The 19388-nt window shown below is 67.3% G+C and carries 18 protein-coding genes; 10 read left to right on the top strand and 8 right to left on the bottom strand.

From position 1 onward, the window contains the following. Positions 1–92 precede the first annotated feature (92 nt). On the top strand, positions 93–959 hold the full coding sequence (htpX, locus tag G370_RS0110215; RefSeq protein ID WP_019660518.1) for a protease HtpX: 867 nt from the start codon (positions 93–95) through the stop codon (positions 957–959). Positions 960–1206: 247 nt separating this feature from the next. Here htpX and G370_RS0110210 read toward each other — a convergent pair whose 3' ends face one another. Continuing rightward, the gene (locus G370_RS0110210; protein ID WP_005417749.1) at positions 1207–2034 is read right to left on the bottom strand and encodes an inositol monophosphatase family protein; all 828 of its coding nucleotides are present in this window, start codon (positions 2032–2034) and stop codon (positions 1207–1209) included. 120 nt (positions 2035–2154) lie between these two features. Here G370_RS0110210 and G370_RS0110205 point away from each other — a divergent pair, with 120 nt between their 5' ends. The 3 genes from G370_RS0110205 to G370_RS0110195 all read left to right on the top strand — a co-directional run bounded on the left by G370_RS0110205 (position 2155) and on the right by G370_RS0110195 (position 6028). Then, on the top strand, positions 2155–2925 hold the full coding sequence (locus G370_RS0110205; protein WP_019660517.1) for an RNA methyltransferase: 771 nt from the start codon (positions 2155–2157) through the stop codon (positions 2923–2925). Between the two features lie 77 nt (positions 2926–3002). Beyond that, positions 3003–3905, top strand: coding sequence for a phosphate/phosphite/phosphonate ABC transporter substrate-binding protein (locus G370_RS0110200; protein WP_032955316.1), 903 nt, complete (start codon positions 3003–3005; stop codon positions 3903–3905). Next, entirely contained in the window at positions 3902–6028 is a 2127-nt protein-coding gene (locus tag G370_RS0110195; RefSeq protein ID WP_019660515.1) for a putative bifunctional diguanylate cyclase/phosphodiesterase, read from the top strand. Before G370_RS0110200 ends, G370_RS0110195 begins: the two co-directional genes overlap by 4 nt. A gap of 80 nt (positions 6029–6108) precedes the next feature. On the opposite strand, the gene epmB is transcribed toward G370_RS0110195, so the two are convergent. Beyond that, positions 6109–7149 (bottom strand): EF-P beta-lysylation protein EpmB, encoded by a 1041-nt coding sequence (gene epmB / locus G370_RS0110190; protein WP_154081333.1) that lies wholly within the window; start codon positions 7147–7149, stop codon positions 6109–6111. A 96-nt stretch (positions 7150–7245) separates the two neighbouring features. Between epmB and efp the strand changes: the two genes are divergently transcribed. The 5 genes from efp to G370_RS0110165 all read left to right on the top strand — a co-directional run bounded on the left by efp (position 7246) and on the right by G370_RS0110165 (position 11468). After that, positions 7246–7812, top strand: a complete 567-nt coding sequence (gene efp, locus G370_RS0110185) for an elongation factor P (RefSeq protein WP_005410381.1) — start codon at positions 7246–7248, stop codon at positions 7810–7812. 163 nt (positions 7813–7975) lie between these two features. After that, positions 7976–9319: a TRZ/ATZ family hydrolase gene (locus G370_RS0110180; RefSeq protein ID WP_019660513.1), complete on the top strand. Its 1344-nt coding sequence runs from the start codon at positions 7976–7978 to the stop codon at positions 9317–9319. 24 nt (positions 9320–9343) lie between these two features. Beyond that, positions 9344–10060 (top strand): bifunctional 2-polyprenyl-6-hydroxyphenol methylase/3-demethylubiquinol 3-O-methyltransferase UbiG, encoded by a 717-nt coding sequence (gene ubiG / locus G370_RS0110175; protein WP_019660512.1) that lies wholly within the window; start codon positions 9344–9346, stop codon positions 10058–10060. Then, a complete protein-coding gene (locus G370_RS0110170) occupies positions 10057–10752 on the top strand; it encodes a phosphoglycolate phosphatase (RefSeq protein ID WP_019660511.1) in 696 nt (231 codons plus the stop codon). The genes ubiG and G370_RS0110170 overlap by 4 nt, the downstream gene beginning before the upstream one ends. Positions 10753–10763: 11 nt before the next feature. After that, the gene (locus G370_RS0110165) at positions 10764–11468 is read left to right on the top strand and encodes a squalene/phytoene synthase family protein (protein WP_019660510.1); all 705 of its coding nucleotides are present in this window, start codon (positions 10764–10766) and stop codon (positions 11466–11468) included. A gap of 158 nt (positions 11469–11626) precedes the next feature. Here the strand turns inward: G370_RS0110165 and G370_RS0110160 are convergent, their stop codons facing one another. Genes G370_RS0110160 through yidD form a run of 3 tightly spaced genes read right to left on the bottom strand, consistent with a single transcriptional unit; the run spans position 11627 to position 14077 of the window. Beyond that, entirely contained in the window at positions 11627–12475 is an 849-nt protein-coding gene (locus tag G370_RS0110160) for a M23 family metallopeptidase (RefSeq protein WP_019660509.1), read from the bottom strand. Further along, entirely contained in the window at positions 12475–13821 is a 1347-nt protein-coding gene (locus G370_RS0110155; protein WP_019660508.1) for a dihydroorotase, read from the bottom strand. The genes G370_RS0110160 and G370_RS0110155 overlap by 1 nt, the downstream gene beginning before the upstream one ends. A gap of 1 nt (position 13822) precedes the next feature. After that, positions 13823–14077, bottom strand: a complete 255-nt coding sequence (gene yidD / locus G370_RS1000000121335) for a membrane protein insertion efficiency factor YidD (RefSeq protein ID WP_014037867.1) — start codon at positions 14075–14077, stop codon at positions 13823–13825. 271 nt (positions 14078–14348) lie between these two features. Between yidD and dksA the strand changes: the two genes are divergently transcribed. Further along, positions 14349–15575, top strand: coding sequence for an RNA polymerase-binding protein DksA (gene dksA / locus G370_RS0110145; protein ID WP_019660507.1), 1227 nt, complete (start codon positions 14349–14351; stop codon positions 15573–15575). A 657-nt stretch (positions 15576–16232) separates the two neighbouring features. Here the strand turns inward: dksA and G370_RS0110140 are convergent. The 3 genes from G370_RS0110140 to cysS are packed head-to-tail and all read right to left on the bottom strand — an operon-like array spanning position 16233 to position 19363. After that, complete coding sequence (locus tag G370_RS0110140; RefSeq protein WP_019660506.1) at positions 16233–17480, bottom strand: MFS transporter; 1248 nt, start codon at positions 17478–17480, stop codon at positions 16233–16235. After that, positions 17477–17929 carry a SufE family protein gene (locus tag G370_RS0110135; protein WP_019660505.1) on the bottom strand — a complete coding sequence of 151 codons (453 nt, stop codon included), beginning with the start codon at positions 17927–17929 and terminating at the stop codon, positions 17477–17479. The genes G370_RS0110140 and G370_RS0110135 overlap by 4 nt, the downstream gene beginning before the upstream one ends. 57 nt (positions 17930–17986) lie before the next feature. Next, on the bottom strand, positions 17987–19363 hold the full coding sequence (gene cysS, locus G370_RS0110130) for a cysteine--tRNA ligase (protein WP_019660504.1): 1377 nt from the start codon (positions 19361–19363) through the stop codon (positions 17987–17989). Between the last annotated feature and the right edge of the window lie 25 nt (positions 19364–19388).

Below are 19388 nucleotides of genomic sequence, written 5' to 3'. Positions count from 1 at the left end.
CAGGCTGAATCGTCGGTCAGGTTGGCGCTTGAATTCAAGCTGAGCGCACCGCAAATTGACGGATATCGACCCCTTCCGAGCCGGATTTTCCCATGTTCACCCGTATTGCCCTGTTCCTGGCGACCAACCTCGCGGTCCTGATCCTGGCCGGCATCGTCATGTCGATCCTGGGCGTGGACGCGCGTTCGATGAGCGGCCTGCTGGTGATGGCCGGCATCTTCGGTTTCGGTGGCTCCTTCATCTCGCTGCTGCTGTCCAAGTGGATGGCCAAGCGCTCCACCGGTGCGGTGGTGATCACCGAGCCGCGCAACCAGACCGAGCGCTGGCTGCTGGCCACGGTCGAGCGCCAGGCCAAGGCCGCCGGCATCGGCATGCCGGAAGTCGCGGTCTATGACGGCCCGGAGATCAACGCCTTCGCCACCGGTGCCAACCGCAACAACGCGCTGGTGGCGGTGTCCACCGGCCTGCTGCACAACATGAGCGAAGACGAGGCCGAAGCGGTGCTGGGCCACGAGATCGCCCACGTCGCCAACGGTGACATGATCACCATGGCGCTGCTGCAGGGCGTGTTGAACACCTTCGTGATCGTGCTGGCCCGCGTGGTCGGCGGCATCATCGACAGCGCGCTGTCGGGCAACCGCGAAGGCGGCGGCCGTGGCTTCGCGTACTACATCATCGTGTTCGTGCTGGAGATGGTGTTTGGCCTGTTCGCGACGATGATCGCCATGTGGTTCTCGCGCCACCGCGAGTTCCGCGCCGATGCAGGCGGTGCCTCGCTGGCGGGCCGCCAGAAGATGATCGCCGCGCTGGAGCGCCTGCAGCTCAACCACGGCCAGAGCACGCTGCCGACCCAGATCGCCGCGTTCGGTATTGCCGGTTCGACGGCCAAGAAGCTGTTCATGAGCCACCCGCCGCTGGAAGAGCGCATCGCCGCGCTGCGGGCGTCGACGGTGGCGTGAGCTTTCGCTCGTAAAGCAGTGCAGGAACGCCTGGCCTCGCGCCGGGCGTTTTTGTTTTGCGCGCGCACGCATTGTTGGCGCCAGGCGATGCCTAGGATCATTTCCGCGACCGCGGAGGGGTGTCACTTTCTTTGCACGAGCAAAGAAAGTGACACCCCTCCGCGGTCGCGGAAACGACTCTCCGTGCGCACAAACGAAAACGGCACCTTCGCAGGTGCCGTCTCCATGAACCGCCTTACGCGGAACCTCAGAACTTTGCGTCGAACTCGGCGGCGTAGCCGGTGTTCACCAGCACCTTCTGCAGCGACTCGGCCACCTTCAGGTTGCCGGCCACGATCTGGTGGGTCTCCGGGCCACGGTTGTCCATGCGGCCCAGGGTCGCGCCCTTGAAGTCACAGACCTTGCCGCCCGCCTCGCGGACCAGCAGCAGGCCGGCGGCGATGTCCCACGCCTTCACGCCGGCTTCGAAGTAGGCGTCGGCGCGGCCGCAGGCCACGTAGGCCAGGTCCAGTGCCGCCGAGCCGGTGCGGCGGATGTCCTCGCCGTGTACCAGCAGGGCGTCCACCGCCTTCAGCTGGGCGCTGGCGCGGCTGCGCTCGCGCGGCGCGAAGCCGGTGTGGATCATGGTGCCTTCCAGGTCCTTGCGGTCGGCCACGCGGATGCGGCGGTCGTTCAGCACGGCACCCGCGCCACGGCTGGCGGTGAACAGTTCATTGCGCAGCGGATCGAAGATGACCGCATCGGTCGGCTCGCCGTTCTCGACCAGCGCGATCGACACGCAGTAGTGCGGCACGCCACGCAGGTAGTTGCTGGTGCCGTCCAGCGGGTCGATGACCCACATCTGGCGACGCTCGCCCTGCACGCCACCTTCTTCACCGAAGATGCCGTAGTCCGGGTAAGCGCGCTTGAGTTCCTTGACGATGACCTTTTCCGCGTCCGCATCCACTTCGCTGGCGTAGTCCATCCGGCCCTTCTGCACGACGTTCAGTGCCTCGAGCTTGTTGATGTTGCGCAACAGGACGTTGCCGGCGAGGCGGGCGGCCTTGACCATGACGGTGACGGCGGGTTTCTGCATGGCGTTGGCTCCCGGAAAGGCAGAAGAGATGGACTGGCGGGGGAAAAGAGCGGGTCCGGCGCAGTGGCCGGCCGCACAGTTTACCATTGGTCATCGTCCAGCTCGACCTTTTCCCTGTTCATGTCCCAGTTTCCCGCCGCCACCCGCCTCCGATTCGTCCTGGTCGGTACCCAGCATCCCGGCAACATGGGGGCCGCCGCCCGTGCCCTGAAGACCATGGGCCTGGCCCGCCTGGTGCTGGTCGCTCCCGAAAAGCCTCTGGACGAGGAGGCCTTCCGCCGCTCGGCCGGGGCCGAAGATGTGCTGGGGGACGCCCCGGTGGTCGCCACCCTGGCCGAGGCCGTGGCCGATTGCCGCCTGGTGCTGGGCTGCACCGCGCGTGCCCGCCGCGTGCAGCTGGAGGAGTACCTGCCGGCCGATGCCGCCGCCCGCGCGGTGGCCAAGGCGGGCGAGGGCGCCGAGGTGGCGCTGGTGTTCGGTCGTGAGCGCACCGGCCTGACCAACGAGGAACTGCAGCTCTGCCATGCGGCGGTGCACATCCCGTCCGATCCTGAGTTCAGCTCGCTCAACCTGGCGGCCGCCGTACAGGTGCTGGCCTATGAAACGCGCATGCAGCTGCTGGGCGCGCAGCCGGCCCCCAATCCCGAGCCCGGCTTCCGCGAACAGGCCGCCAGCCATGAGCAGATGGAGAGCTTCTTCGCCCAGCTCGGCGACACGCTGGACGAGATCGATTTCCACAAGGGCCGCGCGCCGGAATCGGCGATGCGCAAGCTGCGCCGCCTGTTCCTGCGTAGCGAGCCAAGCGAGCAGGAAGTGCGCCTGTTGCGCGGCATCCTCGCCGACACCCAGCGCATGGCGCGACTGGCACAAGCAGGCAACAAGGACAGCTGACGACGTTCTCATTTTTTCGGGTAGTCTGTCTGGATACCCAGGGGGGGATGAAGCCTGTGTCGGGTCTGCGAAAGGCAATGCAGGGGGGACTGCTGAGCCTGGCCATGGTCCTGCTGGCCGGGACGGTGCGTGCAGCACCGGACCACGTGCTGGTGCTGGGCCGGATCAGCGATGATCCCAAGGCCCACCACGAGCAGCTTCAGCCCTTGCTGGATTACGTGGTGGGGCGCATGCACGACGTTGGCATCAAGGAGGGGAGGATCCTGATGGCACGCGATCCACAGCAGATGGCCAGCTATCTGCGGCGCGGTCGTGTCGACTGGGTCACGGAAACCTCGGGTACGGCGGTGGCGCTGGGCCAGCGCAGTGGCGCCCGTCCGCTGCTGCTGACCGAGCGCAACGGTGTGCGGGAGTACCAGACGGTTTTCTTCGTGCGCCGCGACAGCCCGATCCAGCGCATGCAGGATCTGCGGGGCCATCGCCTGGCCCTGCAGAACACGTCGTCCACCAGTGCCTACCTGGTGCCGGTGATGACGTTGCTGCAGGAAGGCCTGTCGCCGCAGATCCTGGCCGGTGCATGGGAAATGCCGGGCCCAGATAGCGTGGGCTACGTATTTGCACGCAGCGAGCTGAACATCGCGACGTTCGTGCACAAGGGGGTGGTTGACGTGGGAGCAGTGAGCAGCGTGGACTGGAATGACGAACGGCGGATGCCAGCAGCGTTCCGGCGCGACTTCCGCGAGCTGCTGCGCACCGAACCCTACCCGCGTGCGGTGGAGATGGTCCGCGCCAACCTTGATCCACGCGTGCGCGATCGCCTGCAGGAAGTGCTGCTGCAGGCGGCCGGCGACCCGAGGGCACGGGGAGCGCTGCATCGGTTTTTTGGCACTTCCGGGTTCCACCGCGTCGATGCGCATGCGCAGCAGCGGCTGGATGAATTGAAACAAGGATTGACGCGCGTGCGGATGGAAGTGGAATGAAGTGGCTTGGCTCGGGGATGCAGGCCCGGTTCCTGCTCGCGATGGGCGGGGCAATGGTCGTGGTGATCGCGATCCTGGCAGTGTTGTTGGGGCGGCAAGCGGCGATGCAGGGCGAGGTGCGCAACCTCAGCGGTGGCGTCATCCATGAATTGTTCGACCGCAGCGTGCGCAGCCGCGGCGAGGCGATGGCGCGCGAGTTGTCCGATGCGCTGGCCAACCCGTTGTACTACCGTGACCTGGACCAGGTTGGCGTACTGGTGCGCAGTACTGCGCGCCAGCCCGTGGTGCGCTACGTGCTGGTGTTCGACGAACGCGGCCGGCTGGTTCACGACGGCTCGGTCGAAGTATCCGGTTTCGGCCAGCCGATGGCTGATCCTCTTGCACCCAGGGCCGCGGCTGCGCAGGCGCTGGTCGTGCAGGAGTCGCCGAAGGTGCTCGACAACACCATGCCGATCATGGTCGGCAACCAGCGCATTGGCGGCGTCCGCGTCGGCATGGCGCTGGATGAGGTGCAGCAGCGCGAGCAGGCAGCCAACGCCACCTTGGGCGAACGCCTGCAGCAGGTCGGCAGCCGTCACCTGGGCTGGCTGCTGTTGATGCTGGGCCTACTGGTGGTGATCGGCGTGGTCGTGATCCTGTACGTGCAGCGTACTCTGGTTGCGCCGATCCGTGATCTCGCCGTCGCTGCCCGTCGCATCGAGGCGGGCGACTACCAGACGCCGCTGGCCGAGAACACCCGCGACGACGAGGTGGGTGAACTGGTGCGCGGTTTTGCCCGCATGCGTGATGCGATCGCCCGCCATGACCGCGAAGTGCGGCGCATGGCCTATACCGACGCGTTGACCGGGCTGACCAACCGGCTGGCATTCCGCGAGGCGCTTGATCATCGGTTGATGGCTGCCCGTGCCGCCAATCACCGGTTGGGCCTGTTGTTCGCCGATATCGACGACTTCAAGCGAGTCAATGACACCCTTGGCCACGAAGCTGGCGATGAAGCACTGCTGCAGTTTGCACAGCGTATCGATCGCGCGGTCACCGAAGCCGGGGGCGATGAAGCCCTGTTGGCGCGCTTCGGCGGAGATGAGTTCGTGATCCTGGTGGGCGATGGTGATGTGGCCGCAAATGCGCGGCTGCTGGCTGAAGTGCTGGTGCGGGAGCTGGGCAAGCCGCTGGTGGTGCAGGGCCGGGAACTGTTCCTGGGTACCTCGATCGGCGTGACCCTGTTCCCTGACGATGCGGCCGATGCCACCACCCTGCTGAAGAACGGCGACATTGCCATGTACCAGGCAAAGATGGCGGGCAAGAACTGCTATCGCTATTACAGCCGGGCGATGGACCATGCAGTCGAGCGTCGCGTGCATATGGAACAGGAGCTGCGCGGCGCCTGGGAGCGCGGCGAACTGCGCCTGGCCTACCAGCCGATCTTCCGCATGCGCGACCGCCGCATGGTCGGCGTTGAAGTGCTGCTGCGCTGGCAGCACCCGACCCTGGGCACGATCCCGCCTTCGGTGTTCATCGAGGTGGCCGAGCAGAGTGGCCTTATCGAAGTCATCGGCCCGAAGGTGCTGCGTGCGGCCTGCATGGAGGCCGCGCAATGGCCGCCCGGGACGGCCGGGGACGACCTGTTCGTGTCGGTCAACGTGTCGCCACGGCAGTTGCGCGGCGGCGAACTGCCGGCACTGGTGGCGCAGTGCCTGCATGAGTCCGGGCTACCGGCCTCGCGCCTGCATCTGGAGCTGACCGAAACCGCCGTGATCGGCGACGAGATGGTGGCCGCACAGCTGCTGGACAAGCTGCACCGCACCGGCGTGAAGGTCTGGCTGGACGATTTCGGCACCGGCTTCTCCGGTCTCAGCCATCTTCGCCAGGTACCGGTGGACGGGGTGAAGATCGACAAGAGCTTCGTGGCCGACATGCAGCGCGATCCCGACGATCTGGCGCTGACCACGGCGATCATCGCCATGGCCCACGCACTGGGCATCACCGTGGTGGCCGAGGGCATCGAGCAGCAGGCACAGTTCGAGCTGCTGGTGCAGCGCGGCTGCGATCTTGGCCAGGGCTACTGGCTGAGTCATCCGGTGACCGCCACCGAAGTGGTGCGGATGATCGAATCGGGCCTCTGACCGACACAAAAAAAAGGGACGGAGGGGATTAAGTCGCTTGTGCATTTGCGACTTAATCCCCTCCGTCCCCTTTTTTGGGGCTACAGCGGACGCTTGCTCGGGTCGCCGGGCAGTTCGCGCACCAGTTTCGGGATCAGATAACCGGACAGGCGCGCGGTCAGGCCGGCAATCAGCGCCTTGGCCTGGGCGTCATCCACTTCGAAGTGGGCCACGCCCTCGACCCGGTCCAACTGATGCAGGTAGTAGGGAAGCACGCCGGCGTCGAAGCTGCGCTCGCTCAGGTCCTGCAGGGCCTGCACGCTGTCATTGACCCCGCGCAGCAACACCGCCTGGTTCAGCAGTTGGGCGCCGGTAGCGCGCAGGCGGGCCATCGCCGCGTCCACGCTGGCGTCGAATTCATTGGCATGGTTGGCGTGGACCACGATCGCCAGCGGCCAGGGCAGACTGCCCAGCCAGGAGACCAGCTCATCGTCCACGCGCTCGGGCAGCACGATCGGCAGCCGGGTGTGGATGCGCAGGCGGTGGATATGCGGGATGGGGCGCAGGGCATCGGTCAGTTCGACCAGCTTGTGCGTGGCCAGCGACAGTGGGTCACCACCGGACAGGATCACCTCGTCGATGTCCGGGTCGGCGGCGATGGCGGCTACGGCCTCCTGCCAGCCACCCTTGGCGGCGTTCTCCGCGCCATAGTCGAAGTGGCGGCGGAAGCAGTAGCGGCAGTTGATCGCGCAGCTGCCGGTGGCGACCAGCAGGGCGCGGCCACGGTACTTCTGTATGACGCCGGTGGCCTTCTTGGCCGCGCCATCGCCCACCGCATCGAAGCTGAACCCGGGCGCGGGACGCATTTCCTCGTCGATCGGCAGCACCTGGCGCAGCAGCGGATCGGCCGGATCACCCTTGCGCATGCGGGCCACGAAGCCCTCCGGCACGCGCAGCGCGAACTGGGCCATGGCCGCTTCCGAGACGCCCAGCGCGGCCGGGTCCAGCTGCAGCCGGGCCAGCAGGGCCTGTGGGTCGCGCAGTGCCTGGCGCCAGAGCTGCTGCCAGCGCGCGGGCGCGCCTGGCGACTGGGGCCGGGGGAAGGCGGAAAGCTGCATGGAGAGGGGGCCTGCGGTTATCATGGGGGCAGAAAAACAGTCGCCCACCGGCACCCGGTGGGCTTTCCATTCTAACGGCTCGCCGCACCCGCGGCGTTTCTGCCACTCAGGAGTTTACGCATGGCCAGCTACGGCATGAACGACGTCAAGAACGGGATGAAGATCCTGGTCAACAACCAACCGGCCGTCATCATCGACACCGAATACGTCAAGCCGGGCAAGGGCCAGGCCTTCACCCGCGTGAAGTACCGCCTGATCAAGGACGGCCGTACCCAGGAAGTGACCATGAAGTCGACCGACTCGCTGGATGCAGCCGACGTCGTCGACACCGACATGAACTTCATGTACAGCGATGGCGAGTACTGGCACTTCATGGATCCGGAATCCTTCGAGCAGGTCCAGGCCACCAAGGCCGGCATGGGCGGCGCCGAGAAGTGGCTGAAGGGCGAAGAGTCCTGCGTGGTCACCCTGTGGAACGGTGAGCCGATCTTCGTGCAGCCGCCGAACTTCGTCGAGCTGAAGATCACCGAGACCGATCCGGGCGTCCGTGGCGACACCTCGGGCGGCGGCGGCAAGCCGGCCACCCTGGAAACCGGCGCCGTGGTCCGCGTGCCGCTGTTCGTCAACCAGGACGAAGTGATCCGCGTCGACACCCGTTCGGGCGAGTACTCCGCACGCGTCAAGTAATCCGGCGCAGCCGGATTACCTGTAGAGCCGAGCCATGCTCGGCTTTCCGGGCATAACCCGGAACCCGTTGCTGGCGCCCATGGCGCCGCAGCGGACAGCCGCCGGGCATGGCCCGGCGCTACCGCCTCCCGCCAGGCCCTTCTCCAATAGCCAGTGAGCCCGCATGAGCGATAGCCCGCACCTCCCCGAAGCCTGCGACCTGCTCATCGAAGCCGGTTACGTCGTTCCGATCGAGCCGCATGCGGTGGTGCTGGAAGACCATGCCGTCGCAGTGCGTGGCAGCGAGATCGTGGCCATCCTGCCGCGTGCCGAGGCGCGCGCGCGCTTCCGTGCCGCCCAGGTAGTCAGTCGCCCCGAGGCCGCGCTGATGCCGGGCCTGGTCAACGCCCACACGCACAACCCGATGACCCTGCTGCGCGGCGTCGCCGACGACCTGCCGCTGATGACCTGGCTGCAGCAGCACATCTGGCCGGTGGAAGCGGCGGTGATCGGCCCCGAATTCGTTGCCGACGGCACCACCCTGGCCATCGCCGAGATGCTGCGCGGCGGCACCACCTGCGCCAACGAGAACTACTTCTTCGGCGACGTGCAGGCCGCGGTCTACAAGAAACACGGTTTCCGCGCGCTGGTGGGCGCGGTCATCATCGATTTCCCCACCGCCTGGGCCAAGACCGACGACGAGTACTTCGCCAAGGCCGGTGAACTGCACGACCAGTGGCGCACCGATCCGCTGATCGCCACCGCGTTCGCGCCGCATGCGCCTTACACGGTCAACGATGCCAACTTCGAGCGGGTGCGGATGCTGTCCGACCAGCTCGACATGCAGGTGCACCTGCATACCCACGAGACCGCGCAGGAAATCAACGATTCGATCAGGCTGCACGGCCAGCGCCCGCTGGCGCGGCTGGATCGGCTCGGCCTGGTCAACGACCGCCTGATTGCGGTGCACATGACCCAGCTGACCGATGCGGAAATCCACCTGTGCGCCGAGCGCGGCGTGAGCGTGGTGCATTGCCCGGAATCCAACCTGAAGCTGGCCTCCGGTTTCTGCCCGGCCTGCGCCCTGCAGCGCGCAGGCGTGAACCTGGCGATCGGTACCGATGGCTGCGCCAGCAACAACGACCTGGACATGTTCAGCGAGAACCGCACCGCAGCGATCCTGGCCAAGGCCGTGGCCGACGACGCCACTGCACTGGATGCGGCAACCACGCTGCGCGCGTCCACGCTGGGTGGCGCACGCGCGCTGGGCTTCGGTGACCGCATCGGCTCGATCGAAGTCGGCAAGCAGGCCGACCTGGTCTGCGTCGACCTGTCTGCGCTGGAAACCCAGCCGCTGCACAACGTGCTGTCGCAACTGGTGTACGCCACCGGCCGCCAGCAGGTCAGCGACGTCTGGATCGCCGGCAAGCCGAAGCTGGTGCAGCGCGAGCTGGTCGGCATGGACCTGCCGGGCATCATCGCCAACGCGCGCCAGTGGCGCGAGCGCATCCGTCATATCCGCGCCTGATCCCTGGCGCCGCAAGGACCCCTCATGACTGCCCCCCACGCTTCCTCCAATTTCGATCAGGCCGAGCTGGACAAGTTCGCCGCGCTGGCCAACCGCTGGTGGGACGCTGACGGCCCGCAGAAGCCGCTGCATGCGCTGAACCCGGTGCGCCTGAAATACGTGGCCGACCGCGTGCCGCTGCGCGGCGCACGTGTGCTCGACATCGGTTGCGGTGGCGGCCTGTTGAGCGAAGCGCTGGCCCAGGCCGGCGCCGACGTCACCGCCATCGACCTGGCCCCGGAGCTGGTGAAGGTCGCGCGCCTGCATGCGCTGGAAAGCGGCGCCAAGGTCGACTACCGCGTGCAGGCCGCCGAGGATCTGGCCGCCGAGCAGCCGGGCAGTTTCGATGTGGTCACCTGCATGGAAATGCTTGAGCACGTGCCCGACCCGGGCGCGATCATCGACGCCTGCAATCGCCTGCTGAAGCCGGGCGGCCACCTGTTCCTGTCGACCATCAACCGCACCGCCGCCGCGTTCGCGGTGGCGATCGTCGGCGCCGAGTACGTGGCGCGCCTGCTGCCCAAGGGCACGCACCACTACCAGGAATTCATCAAGCCGGCCGAGCTGGCGCGCTGGCTGCGCGAGGCTGATGTGCAGCTGGTGGATGTCAGTGGCATGGCTTACGAGCCGTGGCGCAACCATGCCCGCCTGAGCAGCCGCACCGACATCAACTATCTGGCCTACGCGGTCAAGCCGGCATGACCTCTGCACGCTTCCCGCGCGCGGTGCTGTTCGATCTGGATGGCACCTTGCTGGACAGCGCGCCGGACTTCGTCGCTACCTGCAACGCGATGCTGGCCGAACGTGGTCGTGCACCCATCGATCCGGCCGCACTGCGCCCGGTGGTGTCGAAGGGCTCGCGGGCGATGGTCTCGGCTGCCTTCCCGGAACTGGACGTCGCCGCACGCGACGCGCTGATCCCAGAATTCCTGCAGCGCTACGAAGCGCTGATCGGCCAGCACGCAGTGCTGTTCGACGGCGTGGCCGGCATGCTCGCCGCGCTGGATGAGGCCGGTACGGTGTGGGGCATCGTCACCAACAAGCCGGAGTACCTGGCGCGTCTGATCCTGCCGCAACATGGTTGGCAGCAGCGTTGCGCGGTGCTGGTCGGCGGTGACAGCCTGGCCGAGCGCAAGCCTCACCCGCTGCCGCTGCTGCACGCTGCGCAGGCCATTGGCGTTGCTGCCGAAGACTGCGTGTACGTGGGTGACGACGAGCGCGACATCATCGCCGCGCGGGCCGCGGCCATGCCGTCGGTGGCGGCGCTGTGGGGCTACCGCCTGCACAGCGACGATCCGCTGGCCTGGCAGGCCGACGTGCTGGTCGAGAACGCTGAACTTCTGCAACTGGCCAGTCTCTGGCCGACCCGGCCGGCAACCCCGGCCCAGCCGTAAGGAATGGTGTAGTGAGCAGTACCGCGCTGGACAGTTTCCTCGACAAGTGGCGCAGCCGTTGGCCGGAATGGTCGGTGGCCGCCCCGTTCGTGGCCGAATCGCAACGCGAGCTGGCCGTGGCGTGGTTTGCGCTGCTGCAGGAGTTCGACGACATGCTCAACACCAGCGGCGACCCGTTGCCGGCCGACGCCAAGCTGGCGTGGTGGGGCGAGGAGCTGCGCAGTTGGGCCGGGCATCGTTCGCGCCATCCGCTGGGCCGGCTGCTGGAGCCGGTGCGTGCGCCGTGGGCGCAGTTGGCCGAAGCGCTGCCGGATCTGGTTGAAGCACGCACCGTCGCGCCCGATGCAGCCGGCGCCGAGCGCGCGCTGGCCAACTACGCCGAGGCCGTAGCCGCAGTGGAGGCAACCTTGTTCGCGGACAAGCCGCGCACCGGTGCCGGTCGCGCGGTGCAGCTGCAGACCCTGGCCCAGCGCCTGCAGGATGCCGGCGTGGCCGGTGTGCCGCGCAGCCTGCTGGACGGTGATGCCAGCACCGCTGCGCAGCGCTGGGCGCAGCATCTGTTGAAGGGGTGGGGCACCCGCGTGCCCGGCCCGCGCCCGCGCCGCGTGTGGTCCAGCCTGGCACGTGCCCGTGTGGCCGCGCAGGCCGCAGGCAAGCCGATCGAAGCAACCCCGGTGCGCACCCTGCTGCGTGTGTGGTGGGCTGCCCGCGGTTGATCCCGCGCTCCGCCGGGCATGGCCCGGCGCTACCTCGCGCGGTTGATTGAATGCTGTCTGCAGAGCCGAGCCCATGCTCGGCTCATCTCTGCGCGACAGCAGCCGAGCGTGGGCTCGGCTCTACAACAGTGGCTCACCGCTGCACCGGGCGATGGGCGTTATTTGCGGTCCAGCACCAGCAGCGGGTCGATACGGGTCTCGAACCAGTTCATGCCCCAGTGCAGGTGCGGGCCGGTGGCACGGCCGGTGGCGCCGACGGCAGCGATCACCTGGCCCTGCTCCACACGGTCGCCGACTTTTACGTCGATGCGCGACAGGTGCAGGAAGTTGGAGCTGACCCCGAAACCGTGGTCGAGCAGCAGCGTGCCACCGGTCAGGTACAGGTCGGGGCCGGCGAAGGTGACGATGCCGGCGGCCGGTGCCTTTACCGGCGTGCCGGTCGGCACCGCGATGTCCATGCCGGAATGACCGGCACCGGGCTGGCCGTTGTACACCCTCGCATTGCCGAAGCGGCCGCTGATGCGGCCCTGGACCGGCCAGATGAAGGTCTGGGTGAAGTCGGTACGGTCGTCGTCGCGCGAACGTGCAGCGGTTACCTGCGCCTGTTCGCGCTTGATCCGCTCGGCAATCGCCGCCGGCGGATTCACCGTCTTCGGTGGCACCCCGTTGACCCGCTCGGTGGGCCAGTCGCGCGGCGTCACCGCGATGGTTGCGGTCTCGCTGCCACCATCGGGGCGTTGCACCTGCACGTGCAGCGGACCCTTCTCGTCGCGGCCGATGCCGAACACGACGCTGCCATAGCCGCTCACCCGCAGCTGGCGGCCGGCGTACTGCACGCGGCTGCCAGCGGGCACCTTGCCGATCACCAGCGCGCCCTGTGACGCACTGGCCGGGAACACCACGCGGCTGTCGATCAGGCTGCCGATGCCGTCCTGTGCCTGCGCCGACGGTGCGGTGAACAGGGGCGCGGCCAGCAGCAGCGCTCCGAACAGAAGTGCCGAACGCATCAGCGGTCGTAGGTCATGCGCTGGCCGGCGGGTTCGCCCACCAGCTTGCTGCCGTCCCACACCAGCTGGCCGTTGACCCAGGTGGAGGCGATGCGCGAGCGGAAAGTGGTGCCTTCAAACGGCGACCAGCCGCACTTGGACAGCACGTCCTCGCGCTTGACGGTGAACGGCACGTCCTCCACCAGCACCAGGTCGGCAAAGTAGCCCTCGCGCAGGAAGCCGCGTTCTTCCACGTCGAACAGCTGCGCCGGCGCATGTGCGAATTTCTGCACCACCTGCTCGCGGGTCAGCTTGCCTTCGTGCACCCGCTCCAGCGCGGCCACCAGTGCGTACTGCACCAGCGGCAGGCCCGACGGCGCCTGCGCGTAGGGCTTCTGCTTCTCTTCCCAGGTGTGCGGCGCGTGGTCGGTGGCCAGCACGTCCAGCACGTCATCGGCCAGTGCAGCGGTGATTGCCTCGCGGTCGGACACTTCCTTGATCGCCGGGTTGCACTTGATCAGGTTGCCCTTGGTCGCGTAGTCCGGGCGCGCGAAGTGCAGGAAGTGCACGCAGGTTTCGGCGGTGATCTGCTTGCGGCTGCCATCGGCGCGGATCAGCGGGCCCTTCTCGAACAGCGCCAGCTCGTCGGCGGTGGAGATGTGCAGCACATGGAGGCGGGTGCCGTGCTTGCGTGCCAGCGACATCGCCAGGCGGGTCGACTTGATGCACGCTTCGCGCGAACGGATGTCCGGGTGCATGTCCGGGGTCAGCGCATCACCGTACTTTTCCTGGAAGGCCTTCAGGTTGGCATCGATCATCGGCGTGTCTTCGCAGTGCGTGATGATCGGGGTCGGGCATTCGCGGAAGATCGCGTCCAGCGTTTCCGGGTTGTCGACCAGCATGTTGCCGGTCGAAGCACCCATGAACACCTTCACGCCCGGGGCCTTCTTCGGGTCCAGCGCACGGATCGCGTCCAGGTTGTCATTGCTGGCACCGTGGTAGAAGCCGTAGTTGGCCCAGGCGCGGCCGCGCGCGAGCTCGTACTTGGCTTCCAGGATGGTTGAATCCAGCGTCGGCGGGTTGGTGTTGGGCATGTCCATGAAGCTGGTCAGGCCACCGGCCACGGCGGCCGCCGATTCGCTGGCGATGTCGCCCTTGTGGGTCAGGCCCGGTTCGCGGAAGTGCACCTGGTCATCGATCATGCCGGGCAGCAGCCAGCGCCCGGCCGCGTCCACCACCTGCTCGCCGTCGCGCGGCGCCAGCCCGTTGCCGATCTGCGCGATGCGGCCGTTCTCGATGCGCAGGTCGCCGTCGAAGGTGCGGCCTTCGTTGACCATGCGGGCATTGGTGATGAGGGTGGAGGACATGTCAATGTTTTCCTGTGCAACGGCAAGAGGGGGCGTTGGGGGACTCGGGCACGGGGTCGAAGCCGCCGGGATGGAACGGGTGGCAGCGGCCCAGCCTGCGCGCAGCCAGCCAGCTGCCGCGCAGCGGGCCGTGCCGCGAGATCGCGTCCATCGCGTATTCAGAACAGCTCGGCACGAAACGGCAGCGGGGCCCCAGCAAGGGGCTGATGAAGCGCTTGTAGAAGCGCAGCAGGGCGATGAGCAGGCGCGAGATCACCCAGTCATCTTATGCCAGTTGGCATGAAGGCCGCATTTGTGCAGGATGGGCCGTTGGTCGCATGTCGCCGATGGCCTGCGACCGGTACCAGCACCGTCGGGTGCTGGCCAGGTTCCGTACCGCGCAAGGCGGTCCGTGTTCGTCGGACTGCCCATTGGGCGCCTTGGCTCCAGGACTGAATGGGGCAGGGTGCCGAGGTTGCTGCTGCGGGTCGGGTAGGCTATAAAGGCCCGCTTTCCCGGGCCCCGGGGAATCCAAGGAAGAGCGTTTCGTGGCTGCTAAAAAAACTGCAAAGAAGGCCGCAACGGCCGCCAAGAAAACCGCCAAGCCTGTTGTGAAGAAGTTGGCGGCAAAGCCCGTTGCCAAGAAGCCGGCCAGCAAGCCGGCGACCAAGGCAGCGTCCTCGCAACCGGCGGCCAGGAAGGCCACCGCAAAGAAAACGCCGGTCAAGGCAACCAAGCCGGTGGCGAAGAAGGCCGCTGCGCCCGCCAAGGCCAAGCCAGCCGCTGCCAGCAAGAAGGCGCCGGTGAAGAAGACCGTCAGCAAGGCTGCGCCGGTGAAGAAAGCTGCCGCCAAGCCGGTGGCCAAGAAGGCCGCCGCCAAGCCGGCGCCGAAGGCGGTGGTGAAGAAGGCTGCAGCCAAGCCGGTCGCCAAGCCCGTAGCAAAGAAGGTCGCTGCGGCCAAGCCGGTCGCCACGCCTGCCGCTGCAAAGAAGGGTGCCAAGAATGTTGCCGCACCGGCCGTAAAGCCGGCCCCGGCCCCAGTAGTGAAGTCCGCACCGAAGCCTGCTGCCAAGCCGGCTCCGGCCAAGCCTGTCCCGGCCAAGACCGTGGCAGTGGCAGCAGCCCAACCGGCCTCCAAGCCGGCCCCGGCCGCCGCTCCTGCCGCTTCGAAGGCCCCGCAATCCAAGAATCCCGTGCCCGTTTCGAAATCGCCTGCCAAAACCGCCGTGAAATCCGATTCCGCCCCGAAGACCGTGTCGCGCCCTGTCGGCAAGGTTGCCGTGGCCGTCGCCGCCCGCTCGGCTGCACCGGCCCCGCGCAGCAAGTACAAGGTGGTCGAGTACAAGACCGACGAGGCCACCGGCCGCCCGATCCTGCCGACTGGCTACAAGCCGTCCTCGGAAGAGGAATACATGAGCCCGCTGCAGCAGGAGTACTTCCGTCAGCGTCTGCAGAACTGGCGCGCGGACCTGGTGGAAGAGTCCAAGCAGACCATCGAGAATCTTCGTGAGGAAGTGCGTGACATCGGCGACGAAGCCGAGCGCGCGACCCGCGAGACCGAGAACTCGCTGGAGCTGCGTACCCGCGACCGCTACCGCAAGCTGATCGGCAAGATCGACAGCACCCTGAAGCGCCTGGAAGCGGGCGACTACGGTTACTGCGTCGACACCGGCGAAGAAATCGGCCTGGAGCGCCTCGAAGCGCGCCTGACCGCCGAGCGCACCATCGACGCCCAGGAGCGTTGGGAGCACCTGCAGAAGCAGCAGGGCGACTGATTCCTGCTCGTTGTATGGTCATGCGAAAAACCCGGCCTCGGCCGGGTTTTTTGTTGGGTTCGAGTTGGCTGTGTAGAGCAGCGCCTTCCGGGTATCGGGTGGAGCCTGCGGGTGGGTCCGGGCAGGACACGCTGCAAGTACATCCCTGTAAGCTCGGCCGCGGCATCCATGCCGCGGACGGTCCTGCCCGGACCCACCCGCAGGCTCTCGACGGTTTCCTGCGTGCGCGGCCGATGTAGAGCCGAGCCCACGCTCGGCTCAGGCCGAAGGCGCGGGCTTGGAGGGAGGATGAGAGCAAAGACCACCACTTCGCTCGCCGGGCATGGCCCGGCGCTACCGAAGCCTGCGTGCGCGGCTGCGGCTCTTGACTTGAGTCCGCCTTGTAGCGAGCCGAGCACCGCAGGGGAATCAGGGGCGAAGAGGCGCCGCTGTTTGAGCGCAGCGAGTTCGGCGCCGTCCCCTGATTCACCGAGGAGCACAGGGCACCGGCGCGCAGCGCCGGCTCGCGGATGGCGGAGCGTTTCTTTGGTTACTTTCTTTTCGCGAAAAGAAAGTGACACCCTGCCGCGGTCGCGGAAAAGGGCCGCCGGGCATGGCCCGGCGCTACCAATGCGTCGGCGCACGTAAAGCGGCTGTCGCGGAAACGACGAGCCGACGCTACTGCAGATCACGCAGATTCAATTTCCGCAATGTCGGGTTCTTCCACGCCGTGATCCCGGCCACGCTCAGCACCGCAAACCCACCCAGCACCACGGCCGGCGCCAGGCCGAGCAGCTTCGCCATCGTGCCTGCATAGAACGCGCCCAGCTCGTTGGACGAACTGATGAAGATGCCGTTGATCGACGACACCCGGCCGCGCATCTCTTCCGGCGTGGCCAACTGCAGGATGGTCGATCGGATCACCACCGAGATGCCATCGAAGGCCCCGTAGAACAGCAGGATCAGCGCCGACAGCCAGAAGTGCTGCGACAGGCCGAAGCCGATCACGCACAGGCCGAAACCGGCCACCGCGAACAGCAGTACGCGGCCGGCATTGCGGTGCAGCGGGTGGCGGGCCAGCCACAGGCCCACGCACACCGAACCGAGCGCCGGCATCGCGCGCAGGACGCCCAGGCCTTCCGGACCGTGGTGCAGGATCTCGTGCAGGAAGGCCGGCAGCATCGCCACCACGCCGCCCAGCAGCACCGAGAACATGTCCAGCGCCATCGCCCCGACCATGATCCGGTTGCCGACCACGAAGCGCGCGCCTTCGGCGATGCTCTTGAAGATCGGCGCGGCGGGACCGGTGTGCACCGGTTCTTCCACCTTCAATGTAGCCAGGCAGGCCATCGCCACCAGCGCAAAGGCCGTAGCCACCGCGTAGGAGAGGCCCTTGCCGCCGAAGCCGACCAGCACGCCGCCCAGCGCCGGGCCGGCGACCATGCCGGCCTGGAACACCACCGCGCCGAGGCCTGCGCCGCGCGCGAACTGATCGCGGGCCAGCACGCGGGCGAACAGTGCGTTGTAGATAGGTGACAGGAAGGCGCGGACCATGCCGGTCAGGGCGATGGCTGCATAGATGGGCCACACGCCTTCAAACGGCAGCCAGCCCTTGGCCACGCTGGTCAGTACCAGCGCGGTGGCGATCAGCCCGGAACAGGCCGCCATGCCCAACCGACGCCGCGGCAGATGGTCGACCAGGTAGCCGGCGAATGGCGCCACGCAAAAGAACGGCAGCACCTCGGCCAGACCGATCAGGCCCAGCGAGAACGGATTGCGGGTGACTTCGTAGATGTGCCAGCCGACGGTGACTGCCACCACCTGGTAGGACAGCATCGCGAAGATGCGGTAGGCCAGCAGCTTGGCGAAGCCGGGCCGGGACAGCAGGCCCAGCGCGGTGTCCTCGGCTGTGGCAGGCTCGTTCACGACGGATCGCGCTGCAGCTGGGTCTGCGCGGTCTCGCGGATGAAGGCCAGCATCGCAGCCACACCATTGCTGCGGGTCGGAGACAGGTGGCGGGCCAGGCCGATGTCCTGGATATAGCTCGGTTCGGTGGCCAGGATCTCCCGCGCCGAGCGCCCGGAGTACACGCGCAGCGCCAGGAAGATCAGGCCGGAGACGATGGCCGAATCACTGATGGCATGGAAGCGCAGCGACTGCGCATTGCCTTCCGGCACGATCCAGACCATCGACTGGCAGCCGAGCAGGCGATGCTCTTCGGTCTTCCATTCTTCCGGGAAGGCCGGCAGCTTGCGGCCGAGGTCGATCAGGTACTGGTAGCGCTCGGACCAGTCGCCGAAGAAGCCGAATTCCTCGGCGATGGCGGTCTGGGCCTCGGCGGCGGTGGGTTCAAGCGGGAACGGGGAGTCGGTCACAACAGTCTCTACAGTGGGGGCGTGGCCGGCGGGCCGGCCACGGGGCAGGGCAGCAGGTCAGCCGCGCTTGCGCGACCAGCGCACGCCCTGCGGGGTGTCTTCCAGCACGATGCCTTCGGCGGCCAACTGGTCGCGGATGGCATCGGAACGGGCGAAGTCGCGCGCCTTCTTGGCCGCAGCGCGCTCGTCGATCAGGCCCTGGATACGGCCATCGTCGCCGTCAGCGCCCGCAGCGGTACCAAACCACTGCGCCGGATCGGCCTGCAGAAGGCCCAGCGCCAGGCCGGCACCGAGCAGCTCGGCCTTCAGGCGCGACTGTTCGGCCGGGTCCGTGGCACGACGCGCCTCGGCCGCGATGCGGGCCACTTCGGCCAGCGCCTGCGGGGTGTTGAGGTCGTCGTCGAGGGTCGCTTCGACCGTGGCCGGAATCACCGCGCTGGCCTCGACCGAGGCCAGTTCGCGCAGGGTGCCGTACAGGCGGTCCAGCGTACGCACCGACTGTTCGATCAGCGCATCGGACCAGTCCAGCGGTTGACGGTAGTGGGCCGACAGCAGGGCCAGGCGCAGTGCCTCCGGCGGATGCTGGCGAACCAGGTCATGCACGCGCTCGATGTTGCCCAGTGACTTGCTCATCTTGGCGCCGCCGAAGTTGAGCATGCCGTTGTGCAGCCAGTAGCGGGCGAAGATCCTGCCGCCATGCGCGCATTCGCTCTGCGCGATCTCGTTTTCATGGTGCGGGAACTGCAGGTCGACGCCGCCGGCATGGATGTCGATGGTCTCGCCCAGGTGGGCGGCGGCCATCGCCGAGCATTCGATGTGCCAGCCCGGGCGGCCACGGCCCCAGGGCGATTCCCAGCCGGGCAGGTCGTCGCTGGATGGCTTCCACAGCACGAAATCGCCCGGATCACGCTTGTAGGGGGCGACATCGACGCGGGCGCCAGCCAGCATCTCTTCCGGATCACGGCGCGAGAGCTTGCCGTAGCCTTCAAAGCTGGCCACCGCAAACAGCACGTGGCCTTCGGCGGCATAGGCATGACCACTGGCGATCAACTGCTCGATCATGGTGATGATCTGCGGCATGTGCGCGGTCACTTCCGGTTCGATGTCAGGCGGCACCACGCCCAGCGCGGCCATGTCTTCACGGTAGGCGGCGGCGAACCTGTCGGTGATGGTGCTGATCGGCACCCCCTGCTCGCGCGCGGCGGTGTTGATCTTGTCGTCCACGTCGGTGATGTTGCGGGCGTAGCGCAGTGCGCCGAAACGCCGCCGCAGCAGGTCGGCCAGCACCCCGAACACCACCGGGCCACGGGCGTTGCCGATGTGCACGTAGTTGTAGACCGTGGGGCCGCACACATACAGGGTCGGACAGGCCGGGTCGAGCGGGGTGAACGGTTCGAGCTGGCGAGTCAGGTTGTTGTGCAGGCGCAGGGTCATGGGGCTGTGGCTGGGGGACAAGTCT

Source organism: Stenotrophomonas hibiscicola ATCC 19867, from assembly GCF_000382065.1.
Taxonomy (GTDB): domain Bacteria; phylum Pseudomonadota; class Gammaproteobacteria; order Xanthomonadales; family Xanthomonadaceae; genus Stenotrophomonas; species Stenotrophomonas hibiscicola.
Note: the sequence above shows the minus strand (reverse complement) of the source record. Positions and strands in the feature narration are given on the sequence as shown.